This is a genomic window from Microbulbifer sp. MLAF003 (genome assembly GCF_030012965.1).
Lineage (GTDB): Bacteria > Pseudomonadota > Gammaproteobacteria > Pseudomonadales > Cellvibrionaceae > Microbulbifer > Microbulbifer variabilis.
Genome location: NZ_CP120232.1, coordinates 2,908,197 through 2,921,197 on the forward strand (window position 1 = coordinate 2,908,197; position 13,001 = coordinate 2,921,197).

Below are 13,001 nucleotides of genomic sequence, written 5' to 3' on the forward strand. Positions count from 1 at the left end.
CTTTACAACTATTTATCAGCAAAACTTCCCTGTAACCTTTATTGTTCACTCTCAGGTATTTTGTTTACCTTATATCCAAGCAAAGGATCATTATTCTTTACTTCAATTGTCCTGGTTATTGAGGCATCTCTCTTTTGAATTTCTTGTCTGATACTATCCACAGGTACACCATTAACCATAGATCGACCTTTTCCCCCAACCACAACGTCAGTTTGTAGATCCACACTAAGTTCACGGTTTTCCACCTCAACGGGTGGGTCTTCGTGGCTACTAAATTTTGGCTCTACTGACTCTCCCAACCCTCTCTCTTCTATTGATACTTGGTTTGTAATTGTGCCTTTCACCCTGGAATCTCCCTCCCGGAAATCTCCTACGATATAGAATGCAAGTACCATTAAAACCATCGTACTAACCAGACCAACCACTAAGCTTTTTTTCTCATACTCATTCCAAACCCAATAATCAATTAAATTTTTCTAGATGATCCTGTGCTAGAAAACTTGAACTTAGATCAGCCAGGATTTTGTATATTTATTTGCTGCAGATTTTTAATGTACTTATGGCATTTTTTTCAACATCAAAGGCGTGACGTACAACACAAAAAGAAATGAAATTTTTGCGAATGAGTTATAAAGGGATATTTTTTTACATCAGGCCTAAGCATTAATAAAAGGCTGTCACCAAAAGCAAATAATAGGAAATTTAAGAGTACTTTATTTTAATTGTATATTTTTGATTAATCTCTTTGGAAACGGCAATAATGTACTACTTTCAATAAGTTAGAATCCGTTGCTTTTGTAAGCGATCTTACCTAGCAGTGAGTTAGGATTCTATTTGAGGCATTCAAGTTGGGGGGTTGAGTGACCTGTCGTCTAAGTTCAAAAGAAGTGTCGCCACTCGACAAATGTAGAGGCATAAAGCCAACGTCAGTTTCTTTACTGCGCATCTAATTACGCTGCTGCTGCCATCCCGATTCTCTCAAGCTGGATATCCAGGGTAATAGTGCCTCATAATCCTCAACGGATTGACAGTGAGGAATTGCCTTAAGCCCTCCACATAATACCTTTTGGGGTCAAGACCGTGGTGTTTAGCAGTGCGAATCAAACTGAAGTGCAGACATAATGCTTTAGCGCCATTGACCGAAGATGCAAACAGGAAGTTTTTGCGAGCCATGACAAAGGGTTTGATTTCCTGTTCAGTCAAATTGTTGTCGATTTCTAAGCGACCATCGTTGAGAAATGCACAAAGCCCATCCCCTTGCGCCGCTCTCGCTATGGGTTCGAATTTTCGCCGGGCATGTGCATTGCAATGATTTGGGTTTACAGCTGACTGCTCAAACAGCAATTCAAAAAATGGATCAGCATCGCAATGCAGTGTGCCTTTAAAGCCGGCAAACCAGTCATTCACAAAATTTTTGTGATCAACGGCATTATATTCATAGAGGATCGCTTCCTTTCCTGGAGGGCCTCCTCGGAAATAGTAAGCATAAGATTTTCGGCTTGCTGGCCGGCCAGGTTCGTTAAGAACTTGGAGTGATGTGGCATCCAAAGCCCCAATATCGTAGCCAATGATCCCATCTTTTAGCAAATTGATCAGTGGTTTAAGGGGAGCGGCACAATCGATAACAGTACGATCCATGGTTTGACGGGGAAAGCTAAAACCGGCGCTGGTCTCAAACTTTTTTTACAGGTGATAGAACGGCTGTCGATCATCAAGCTTGCTGACAATGAGATGGCTTAGAATGGATTCGGTGAACTTACCCTTGGGTAGGATATGCTTTGGCTTGGGAGCAATAACTATTTGGCCTGCACAGCCTTTAGGGCAGGCAACCTTCTCCCGCAATTCGACAATTACTCATATACCGGGCTATGTAGTTCAAGCGCTCATGACGCTCGTAATCAACAATATTCTTTTGGCAGCCACATGCACAGGTTTTATCCTGCTCTGAGACAGGGATTACCACCTCTTTTCTTGGCAGGTGCTCGGCAAAGATCTTCTTTGTTTTTTTATGACACTTATGTGCCGCAATGCTTACCACAGCATCCTGGCCTTTGTCGTTCTCAACCTCGTTTTCCTCTACAGAGCCTTCATCTCAAACTTCTGCACTGTCGAATAGTAGCCTTTGAGGATCATCAGGGCCTTCGTATCGCTCAGAGCACCGTCCAAAGAGAGAACGCTGCAGTTGTTTGAATTAAAACAATAGTTGACTGTAAGCCTTTTCAAACTGCTCGCATCGTTGGAGCGAGAGTTTGAGTTCACGTGTGAGCTGTTCAACCTGGCACTGTAGCGTATCACCGGTAGCCATTGGGTTTTCCGATGTTAATTTATGTGTGGATTATACCATGGGAAACTATTTTCCTGACTCTATACGTATCAATAGAAGCGAGAAAAATAGAGTTTTTCTGGTTCTTCTTGCTGAGTAAAGCCCAAACCGGAAAGCAGCCACTGTAGCTGTCAAATCGACAATTCTATGGCGTCATTTGAAATGCCAGGAAAGATAAACCTCGACTTCTCATTTCTCTTATACAGGAGCCTAAATCCATTACCTTCCCAATAGAGCATACGAATTTTATCGGCCTTTTTATTGCGAAAGACAAAGAGCTGACCGGATGTCGGATCTTTGTGTAACGTATCAGCCACCAGCAGCACAATACCATCAATCTGTTTCCTGAAATCGATGGGCTGACGGTAAAACCAGACTTTGCTGTTAAACGGTAGCCATATCGTATTTACAGATCCATAAGGCCAGGGATTTGCGCCAACAACACCGGGCTATTGATCACCAGCTTTATGCCATTAGGGAACTCCAATATACCCAGGTTTCCCGTAGTGACTGTAGAAGACTTGATATCCACGGGAACAAAGTCAGGGGTATCAGACACCGAAGTTTGTTCAGTTAGTTTGCGGTACCAGTAGAGGAACTGGCTGTAGTTTAGGTTGTGTTTACGAGTATAGCCGCGTTTGGTTTGAGAGCTTTTCTCGTAGGCCCTGGCATGACTTTGCCACTGCTGCTAATGCATGGGGCTTCCCTCCGAAGTTGATGGAGGGGGTATCATGGCAGCCTGCCAAAGCACGTTGAATAATGTGGTTCATGTACCGCTTACTTCAATAGATAGTCCCTCTTTCTATTCAACAAAATAGAGTTTAGAAGGATTAGAAAGAATATTGATCACCCAATAAGAACCATCAGTGGCATTGACCCAAATTAATTAGTTTCTTTTTTATAATTATTTTCACTTCTGCTGGATATAAATCTTTTACAGATGCTAATAATGTAAACTCTTATTTTCTATCCCACACCTCATGGTCAATCCCTTTAATATCATACTTGCTGGCATCAAAAACTGGCTCCTTAATTCCTCGATTTAATTGCTCTTCATAGTCCGCTAGAACTTTGAATGCAATGCCTGAAAGCAAAATAATAGCCAGGATATTTGTCGAAGCCATAAATCCCATTGACACATCAGCCATGCGCCAAAGCAAGGTAAAATTCTCGGCACTGCCGCTGAAGGAAACCCAGGCACCAAAGAGGATAAATATCAGGAAAACAATGCGATAACAGAATATAGAGGTGCGCGTGTGGTAAAGATAAAAAATATTGGTTTCACCATAATAGTAATTACCAATAATCGAAGTGAACGCAAAGAACAGCAGCGCAAAGGCAATAAATCCGCTTCCCCAGGAGCCCACCTCACTAGCTAACGAGTCCTGGGCCAGCTTTACTCCTTCAACATTCCCCACCATATAAACATCGGCAACCAGAATAATCGCCGCCGTACAGCTACAAATCACAATAGTATCCAGGAATACCGAAGCCATTTGCACATAACCCTGTACCAATGGATGCTTTACATCGGCGGCAGCACCAACATTTGGCGAAGACCCCAACCCGGCCTCATTGGCAAATAATCCGCGCTTAATACCATTGGAAACCACTGCCCCCAGTACACCTGCGCCAGCCTCAGTCAGTCCGAAAGCACTTTTCAAAATAGTGGCGAGTACTTTTGGTAACTCGGCAATATTGACGATCAAGATTGCCAGAGCCACCAACAGATAGGCGATCGCCATAAAGGGCACCACAATTCCCGCAAAGCTTGCGATAGAGCGTATACCACCAAACACAATAATCGCCGCAACCAAGGCCACCACAAACCCCACTAACAGCGGGTTAATTCCCCAGGCATCGTTGATTGCCTGGGCCATGGCATTTGACTGCACTGAGTTGAAAATAAAGCCGTAACACATCAACAGGAATATAGAAAAGGTGACTGATAACCACCTCCAGTTTGGCCCGAGCCCCTTTTCGATGTAGTACGCAGGCCCACCGCGGAACGTTCCCGGCTGCTCCCCTTTTTCCTTGTAAACCTGAGCAAGGGTATTTTCAACCATACTGGTCGCCATCCCCAGCCAGCCCACCATCCACATCCAGAATACGGCACCCGGCCCACCAGCAGTAATGGCAACCGCAACGCCCGCAAGGCTCCCGGTACCAATACGGGCCGCAGCACTGGTGGCAAATGCCTGAAAAGCAGAAATTGAACCGGGATGCTCTTTATGGATACCGCGCACCATAACCTTCACCATATGGCCAAAGTGCCTGAACTGGATAAAGCGGGTACGAATGGAAAAGTAGAGGCCGGCCGGCAATAAGGCCATGATCAAAATTCCCAACCACCAAATGCCGGCAACTCCCCCCATAGAAACAGGTTGGCCCAGTCAATCACCCTGATTAATTGGTCCAGAAGCGCTTGCATCCACCACTCCCTTTGACGGCTTACTTTTTATTCACCCATGGTACCGGCGACACCCAGGCTGGTAATAAGACTAGCAGTCCCCAGGCAGATTGATTTTCAGCAGGAGTCAAAGGAATAAAGAGGAAGGGCCTGCCGCAGCATAAAATTCATCCGCCACGGCATCACCATAAATAGGAAGGTCTTAACAGAAAATTTCCCGCGCTCGCTCTGGAGATACCACTTTACGGCCACGCTCCTCCGCAATAACAGCCAGCGCCTCAATCAGCTGGCCATTACCGCTAGTACGCTCCCCTCCAGGCAGGTAAAAGGTATCTTCCACCCCTGAGCGCAGGTTCCCGCCCAGCTCCGCTGTTTTGCGATGCACGGGCCAGATTTCCTCACGCCCGATCACCGTACTCTGCCACAGGCTATTTGGCTTCATATATTTCGGCATAAGCTCCAGCAGTTCCGGGTCTGCGGGCATTCCCGAAGCCACCCCCATCACCAGATTGTAATTGGGCTTATCCACCATACCTACATCTGCATACATGCCCACCGAGCGCACAATACCGAGATCAAAACATTCAAACTCTGGCCGGGTACCTGTCTCACGGCAAACTTCCAGTAGCTCCTCCACCTTGTCTACCGGGTTATCAAAAACCATGGGCGGCCAGGCCCAGGTGCCATTAGAGCGCGCCTTCAGGTAATTCAGGCTGCCAGCATTACAGGCAGCAATTTCCGGTTTGCCGGCGCGTACACACTCCAATGGGCCTCGCTGGTCCCTACCTATGGTGCCCGTGGAGAAATTTAAAATAACACCGGGGCACTTTTCGCGAATCGCATCGGCTATTTCCAATGCCACTTGCGGGTCCCAGCTGGGCAGATGCCCCTTACCCGGCTCCTGGGCACGAAAATGTACATGCATAACCGAAGCACCGGCATCAAAGGCTTCCCGCGCAGAGATTGCCATTTCCTTTGGGGTAACCGGAACCGGGTGCTGCTGGGGGTTGGTGAGCACCCCTGTCAGGGCGCAAGTAATTACAACTTCATCAGACATCGCAGGCTCTCCTGAATTATCTTTATTTGGGCCGCGGTCAACCTGGCAAGTCGAAGGATCTATTCAAAATCCATTGATTGCCTTTCTCGAAGTATCTGCACCGTCACCAGGCACAAGATCTTCAAGGCAGTATCCCTAAAAGTCAGTTGATCATTGTTATTGATCACACCAAGCGCTTGCTTGGTTATTGCAGCCTATCACAGGCATCTGCCCTTAGAAAGGCACCTTGTGCCCTCTTTACAGGGCCGGCAGAATGCAAGAAACCAAATAAGGAAATAACTAACCAATGAGCGAGGTCCCCATGACAATTACCGCCCCCTATGGCAGCTGGAAATCTGCAATCAGCGCTGAACTTCTTGTAGAGGGCAGTGTGCGCCTAGGGGAAGCCACTCTGTTAGATGGGCGCTATTACTGGCTGGAGTCGCGACCATTAGAGAAAGGCCGCAATGTCCTGGTGCAATACTGCCCAAAAGATGGCCGCAAGGACCTCACTCCCGCCCCTGTGAGTGTGCGCTCCAAAGCCCACGAATACGGTGGCGGCAGCTACCTGGTGAGTAGGGATACGTTCTACTTTGTGTTAGCGGAAGACCAGCGTATCTACCGCATGAAACTCGACAGCACCCTGCCCGAAGCCATTACTCCAGAAAATAGCTCGCGCTACGCAGACTTAATTCTGGATAAAAAAAGAAACCGCCTGATCTGTATCGAGGAAGACGACAGCGGCCACGAGCAAGGCGCTGAAGCGCGTGCTCGTATCATTGCGATCGACCTGCAAAAACCACTGGATACAACTCCCGAAGTATTACAGGAAGGTGCTGATTTTTATTCAAACCCGGCCCTGAATGCCGACGGCAGCAAGCTGAGCTTCCTGCGCTGGCATCACCCCAACCTCCCCTGGGATGCCACCGAACTGTGCCTTGCCGACTTGAATACACAAGGGGTAGTTACCGGAGTCACGCAAGTGGCCGGCGGGCAGAACGAATCCATATTTCAACCGCAATGGTCCCCAAAGGGGGAGCTGGTTTATGTTTCTGACCGCAACAACTGGTGGAACCTGTATCAGCTGGGGCAAGAGGCTCCCCTGTGGGAAAAAATGCAGAATTCGCCACACCCCAGTGGGTATTCGGCATGTCTACCTACGGCTTTATCGGCGAAGAAGAAGTCCTCTGCACTTACACTGAGAGCGGCCGCTGGTATCTGGCCACCCTGAATACCCGCACCGGTAAGCACCACACTATCGAACAGCCCTATTGCGATATTGAAAGCCTGCACTGTGAAGATGGCAAAGCCATTATGATTGCCGCTGGCACCGACAGTTTTCCAGCGGTTGTCACTTTTGACTCGGCTATGCGCACTTTAGAACCTATAGCCAGCAGTAACAGCCGTACCTTGCCAACCAATCTCTTCTCCAACGCCCAGGCAATTACCTTTACGGTAAACGACCGCGACGTCCATGGCTTTTACTATCCTCCACACAACCCCAGCTACTCAGCCCCCGAAGGCGATAAGCCCCCACTGATTGTATTTAGCCATGGCGGCCCCACAGGTGCCACTTCAGCAGGCCTCAACTTAAAAGTGCAATATTGGACCAGCCGCGGCTTTGCCATTCTGGATGTAAACTATTCCGGCAGCACAGGATATGGGCGTGAATATCGAGATCGCCTCACCGATAAATGGGGAATTTATGATGTCGAGGACGTCTGTGCAGGTGCCGAGTACCTGGTTGACCGAGGTCTGGCAGATCCTGAACGGCTGTTAATTAAAGGCGGCAGCGCTGGCGGTTATACAGTACTCGCCGCACTCACCTATCACGACACCTTTAAGGCCGGCGCCAGCCATTATGGCATCGGTGAATTGAGCAGCCTTGCCAAAGACACACACAAATTTGAATCCCGCTACCTGGATAAACTGGTGGGCCCCTGGCCATCTGCCGAGCATATTTATTATGAGCGCTCTCCCATCAATCATGTGGAGCAGCTGAGCTGCCCGGTAATCTTCTTTCAGGGTATGGAAGATAAGGTAGTACCGCCCAACCAGGCAGAAACCATGGTAAAAGCCCTCAAAGAGCGTGGCATTCCCGTTTCTTATATCACCTTCACCAATGAAGGACACGGATTCAGGAGTGGCGACAGCATCAAGATGGCACTTGAAGGCGAACTCGAGTTCTATAGTCGTATATTCAAGTTTCCGCTGGCAGAAGCCGGCCCAGGAATCACCATTGAAAACCTTTAGCAGCGCATCCCTACAGTTAAGAGGCATCCAGTAAACCTATGGGAAGATGGAGACCGCCGCGTCCGCGCGGCTCCCGCTATATCACCGCAGAGGGCGCGCAGCGAATGCGCGCCGAAGTAAAACACCTCTGGGAGGAAGAACGGCCCAGGGTCACCCAGGCTGTCAGTGACGCAGCCAAGTTAGGGGACCGCTCCGAAAACGCAGATTATATCTATGGCAAGAAACGACTGCGTGAAATCGACAGCCGCGTGCGCTTTCTCACTAAACGCCTGGAGGAAATCACCGTAGTAGATCGGGTACCAGAAGATAAAGAAAAAGTATTTTTTGGGGCCTGGGTGACGCTTGAGGATGAGGACGGCGAAGCTGTTAGCTATCGAATCGTCGGCCCAGATGAGTTTGATGTGAAAGCAGGCCTGATCTCAATGGACTCCCCAGTTGCACGCAGCCTACTGGGGCGAAAGCTCGACGATGAGATAGAAATTCGTCAAGGAGAAGAATGGCAGACTTACTATATCACTGAAATCCGTTACGAAGAGTAACGCTTCTACATATTTGTTGAGGAGGGAAAGTAAGTGCCACTGGCCACCTATCCCTTCCCTTTTATTCCTGCTCACTCACTGTCTATAAAAAAATACATCAAGCTCTATTTCAGTCCAAATTAAAAAATAAACCACCCTATTCCTGAATTTATAAACGGCCCTCTACTCCTCACACACCTGTCTACGCCGGGACACCCCCAAAAAGGCTAACCCCACCAGAAACAATAAACCCATAAAGTAAACCGGAGATAAGCCTACAATAAGCAGTTATCGGCCTGCCCTGAAGGCTCCACCTACTTCTCCAAACACTTTTCCCTGAATTTTATCTCACCAATCAGTGAGCACCTGGAAAAGCGGAGGGATTATTCAATTTATAAGATGAGAACCGGTACGGAAAGCCACCTAAACCAATCAAGAATAAAATTATATCCAAGTGTAAACAGGCAAATATAGGCACGAAAATAATCTTATTGGATTTTATTAAGTTTGTTTTAGTGTCAAAGCTGCGTAGAATTGGTGGATATTTATCGGGATTTAGGCGCTTATTTAGCAAACCTCTGTGGGCAATAATCTAAAAAGCCTAAGAGAGTCAGAAGCCTTAAGATTTCCCTAGAAACCCCACCCTTCAAAGGAGAACGCTAGCGTGATGTAAGAGCAAGTAAAAGGCGCTGACCCAAGGTGCAGGAACACCAGGGGCCAGCTGACCAAATTGATAACCCAACTATCAAAATGGCTGAATGGATAATACGCTAGAAACCCACTCGTCTTCAATAAAGTGGAGAACATTCAGTAGCTTGGAGCGATTCCCCAGGCTCTGGGAGCGTTGCGCCCGCCTTTTCTTCTTCTGCGCCTACCGTTCTCGTGCACCACCCCGCATTTCCTTCACACATTACTTTTAAGCCTTTCCACCATGGAAAGCCTGCCTATGGTTTAAGTTCAATAGGAAATGACCATGTTAATTTTAACCCGCCGAATTGGCGAAAATATCAGAATTGGAACAAAAGTCTCGATCACAGTATTTGAAGTAAAGGGTGATCAGGTAAAGGTAGGAGTGGATGCTCCCAAATCCATTTCCGTTCACCGCGAAGAAATTTATCTGCGGATCAAAAAGAAACGGATAGTGACAAATAGAAATCGCTGAGAATCAGATGGTCTATATGCAGTTTAAAAAAGTTTATCGCCCATTAGGGCGATACGGGGATCATATATACTGGTCTTTCGGGAGAGCATTGTAAGTCTCCGCTTTTACTTTCTATCAAACACTAGGTGCCTAGGATTTTTCTGAGAAATCCCTGCATAGAATTCAGTGTTTAAATCTTTCAGCACCAATAATTGCCGCGACTAAAAAATTTATCCGAGATATTCATATTGGTAAAGTATCGGTTTTTTTCAAGAGATCATGCCCCTTCTGACCCGATGACAAGATCTAATTAAACCCCAACCAATTTCCGAAAAAGAAATCCTTGAAATACTATAACATCAGCATGGGCCAAAATTATTAGCACCTATCATGCGGTGGTTACTGATCTTTTAGAGTAAGGAATTCCCAAGATACGCAACAATTTTAATAACAACCTCTCTATTAACTATTATAGAACCTGCCAGCACTCTTAATAAAAAATATATTTTGGTCTATACAATTGCCAAAAAATACAATACAGCCCTTATGAAACTCACCAAAATATTAAACAGTGTTAGTATAATCACATGATCTCATAGCCTCACAGACAACCCTAAATCTACGCAACAATAAGAATCAGGCCGGCCTGAGGGTTATGAAAAATTAAAAGAAAAACTACTTTTATGGGCTGAAGGTTAATAGACACCCTGCTAAATAAAAAAATTCATTTAACCAGTTCACATTTGAAGCCAAATTATTGCTGCGTAGGCCTATAGTTGACCAGCAAGTCTTACTATCAAATATGCTATGATTGCCGACAGGTGAACAATACCGCGGGTATATCGATACCTTTATTGGCACCTCAATAAGCAACAATAAGACTATTTACAATTCAAATTTGTTTGGTGAGGAACTTTCTTTTGAGTAACCAAATCTCCCTTGCTGGTAAACCCAGCCAGAACAGTAAGTTACCTCAATGGATTAGCTGTCAAGACTGTCTTCCTACAGCGGAAAATGCCACAAATCGTGGGTTAGTCAGGGTAATTTGGAAAGTTGCCACAGAGTCAGAGGGCGCCACCCTTATTGCCTGGGAAGTAGGAATGGACCATTACGAAAATGCGCACCAGTACTTAGGTTGGATGCCGATTGAAACTATCGAAGAGAAGGTGCCTTCAGGTTCAAGCTAAAACAAGCTTATTAAAGTTTATACAAATAGTGCAATTGCCAAGCAAATATGTGTGGTTATTTTTTATACTGGCTGGAAGAAAGATATCAGCCGACTTATTCTCAATTTACTCTCCAGGCGCCTGAGTTGTTGTTTTTTAATCTTTAACTATTGCTTTACCGTTGTGGTCAAACCAATTAAGCAGAGTGCCGATACTCTGCTTATGTCAACTGATGGTACAGAGGCCGGAACAGTCAAAGCGCTTTTAGATCGCAATAAATTACTTCTGTATTCGGCATCTCTATTAACGCCTGCCTAATAAAATGGTTAATCAAAGCCCCCTCAAAAAGCTAGAACGGCAATGGTTCATCAAAGGCGCAAAAACAGATCTTTAGCAAGGTTTATTATCAACAGGTAATAGCTAAGCGATTGTTCACCTTGATTTAAAAGCGCTCAAAAGAAAACTATTCAAGCGATGAACGCTTGAGGCAGAAACCTTACGATTAACTATTATTACTTCTCTTGACTGAGAAACTAACCCCGCTTGTGACGTAAGGAGACCTGGATGCCACAGCCCAATGTGCACCCCAGCAAGACTTATTTATCCCTGCTAAGATCTCAGTTTAATTTACTGCCAGCTTACAAGGTTCAAAATCCCGCTCTCCAAAGATTATTTCGGGAAGCAATAGCTGTTCAAAAAACACTTCTTACTTTCTCTTGGAACCAGCTTGAGCAGCAAGCTCGCCTATGCCTGGGGCTTGGATATGCAGAGTTTCGCAATTTACAAAGCCGCGCAGATAATGCTTCCGAACTAAATCAAATCGATCATCGAATGGGTCTGGAGTTCCTATACGTATTACGAGGTATTGCTATCAGTGAAAGCAGGGACCAATTTGCGACCAACCTTGAAGATGGCCTTCAACAAATGGATATCGATAGCCGCCTGGATAGACTCTTGGCAAAAGCCGAAGAAATGGTGGGCTCGGAAGTCCCCAACAGTATTGTGGAGCGATTGCGTACAAGGTTGGCCGACATAGGAACAAGGGCCGATATTCAGGCATCAATGGAAGGCCTGGCGAGTGGCGACACGGAAAATATCAGCCTCCTGAACGCTTACCTGCCCAATACAGATAAACCCCTGAACCCAGGCCTGGAAAGTGGTGCCGATGCGGTAATGATGTGCCTGTGCCGCGGCCTGTTGGCTTTAGTGCATGCGCAATTTAATAACGCTGTGTCGACAGGAGGGCATAAACCTGGGTTCTCAACGGATGACATAGGCGAAGTTAAAGCCATCACCAGGGAATTTACAGATTTTATAGAGGGGTGGCAAAAGCAGATTTACAGCGCAGTATTGATAGGCAACCCGGAAAATATCACAAACATTTGCTTGTTATTCGCAGGGGAAATAGAACGGAACTTGCCCGCACTCATAGGAGCGCAGGCGGCTATGCATAACGTCATCCAAGAACTCTTGGGGAGAGGTAGCGGCGGCTTGGCTGAGCGGGTTGGGGATATCGCCGTTGATGCCCACTTTCTTACTCGCAAGGCCATTGCCAGCCATGTGGCCTGCTACAGACTTGCCGCGAGTACGAGCGGTTTGGAAATACCAAAAGATATTAAGGAACTGCAGAAGGGTATTGCCTCAATGTCGTTTAGTACCGCACTTCCCAATGGTAAGAATGTGGAGCTGGCCAAACTCAGTAACCACTTGGACGGAGAGTTTATTGAAGTTCGTGGTTTCGTAAAAAATGTCACCTCTCCTCCTCAGGAAGGCGGCATGCTATTAAGCCACATTAAGTTGCATGACCCCTCCAGCGATGCCGAGGCAAATGCCGTGGTGCGCTTCTCTCACTTACCGCATGCCGGCGTTACCATAGGGGCCTTTTGTAGGCTCAGCGGCATATTCAGAAAAAGCTCAAGCCTGTTAAGCGGAAGACCTGGTGTAGAGGTAGACGCTCTCGCACTTGCCGATATTGGCGAAAGCAGCTTTGACATCGCATTTATGAGGCTGGCAAGCCGTTGGTTCCAGCCATGGCGAAGCAATGCAAATCTCTATTGGTCCCTTGGAGTCCAACACCCTGATAGTAGCGATGAATCTTCCCAGGGCGCTGCAGAGCTGCTCTTTACCCCTCTGATACGTTAACAGGAGAAGCAC

General features: G+C 46.7%; 11 protein-coding genes and 2 pseudogenes. 6 read left to right on the forward strand and 7 right to left on the reverse strand.

Annotated features, from left to right (window positions below):
* Window positions 1-38: 38 nt before the first annotated feature.
* The 7 genes and pseudogenes from P3339_RS13840 to P3339_RS13860 form a co-directional block, all read right to left on the reverse strand.
* Complete coding sequence (locus tag P3339_RS13840; protein ID WP_282950868.1) at window positions 39-404, reverse strand: hypothetical protein; 366 nt, start codon at window positions 402-404, stop codon at window positions 39-41.
* Between the two features lie 574 nt (window positions 405-978).
* Entirely contained in the window at window positions 979-1,275 is a 297-nt protein-coding gene (locus P3339_RS23810) for an IS66 family transposase (protein ID WP_502867333.1), read from the reverse strand.
* Window positions 1,276-1,656: pseudogene (locus tag P3339_RS23815) on the reverse strand (IS66 family transposase); the annotation flags it as partial.
* A gap of 798 nt (window positions 1,657-2,454) precedes the next feature.
* Window positions 2,455-2,724: an IS66 family insertion sequence element accessory protein TnpB gene (gene tnpB, locus P3339_RS23545; protein WP_353056931.1), complete on the reverse strand. Its 270-nt coding sequence runs from the start codon at window positions 2,722-2,724 to the stop codon at window positions 2,455-2,457.
* A 5-nt stretch (window positions 2,725-2,729) separates the two neighbouring features.
* A pseudogene (gene tnpA, locus P3339_RS23820) lies at window positions 2,730-2,999 on the reverse strand (IS66 family insertion sequence element accessory protein TnpA); the annotation flags it as partial.
* Window positions 3,000-3,282: 283 nt separating this feature from the next.
* Complete coding sequence (locus P3339_RS13855) at window positions 3,283-4,656, reverse strand: alanine/glycine:cation symporter family protein (protein ID WP_051089542.1); 1,374 nt, start codon at window positions 4,654-4,656, stop codon at window positions 3,283-3,285.
* Window positions 4,657-4,935: 279 nt separating this feature from the next.
* Window positions 4,936-5,790: a beta-keto acid cleavage family enzyme gene (locus P3339_RS13860; protein ID WP_020415060.1), complete on the reverse strand. Its 855-nt coding sequence runs from the start codon at window positions 5,788-5,790 to the stop codon at window positions 4,936-4,938.
* A 286-nt stretch (window positions 5,791-6,076) separates the two neighbouring features.
* Here P3339_RS13860 and P3339_RS13865 point away from each other — a divergent pair, with 286 nt between their 5' ends.
* The 6 genes from P3339_RS13865 to P3339_RS13890 all read left to right on the forward strand — a co-directional run bounded on the left by P3339_RS13865 (window position 6,077) and on the right by P3339_RS13890 (window position 12,989).
* Window positions 6,077-7,000 (forward strand): TolB family protein, encoded by a 924-nt coding sequence (locus P3339_RS13865; RefSeq protein WP_282950871.1) that lies wholly within the window; start codon window positions 6,077-6,079, stop codon window positions 6,998-7,000.
* Complete coding sequence (locus tag P3339_RS13870; RefSeq protein WP_282950872.1) at window positions 6,919-8,022, forward strand: alpha/beta hydrolase family protein; 1,104 nt, start codon at window positions 6,919-6,921, stop codon at window positions 8,020-8,022. The genes P3339_RS13865 and P3339_RS13870 overlap by 82 nt, the downstream gene beginning before the upstream one ends.
* Before the next feature lie 38 nt (window positions 8,023-8,060).
* Window positions 8,061-8,561: a transcription elongation factor GreB gene (gene greB / locus P3339_RS13875; protein WP_020415058.1), complete on the forward strand. Its 501-nt coding sequence runs from the start codon at window positions 8,061-8,063 to the stop codon at window positions 8,559-8,561.
* A gap of 952 nt (window positions 8,562-9,513) precedes the next feature.
* The gene (csrA, locus tag P3339_RS13880) at window positions 9,514-9,702 is read left to right on the forward strand and encodes a carbon storage regulator CsrA (protein WP_020415057.1); all 189 of its coding nucleotides are present in this window, start codon (window positions 9,514-9,516) and stop codon (window positions 9,700-9,702) included.
* A gap of 899 nt (window positions 9,703-10,601) precedes the next feature.
* Window positions 10,602-10,868, forward strand: coding sequence for a hypothetical protein (locus P3339_RS13885; RefSeq protein WP_020415056.1), 267 nt, complete (start codon window positions 10,602-10,604; stop codon window positions 10,866-10,868).
* 543 nt (window positions 10,869-11,411) lie between these two features.
* On the forward strand, window positions 11,412-12,989 hold the full coding sequence (locus tag P3339_RS13890; RefSeq protein ID WP_282950873.1) for a hypothetical protein: 1,578 nt from the start codon (window positions 11,412-11,414) through the stop codon (window positions 12,987-12,989).
* Window positions 12,990-13,001 lie beyond the last annotated feature (12 nt).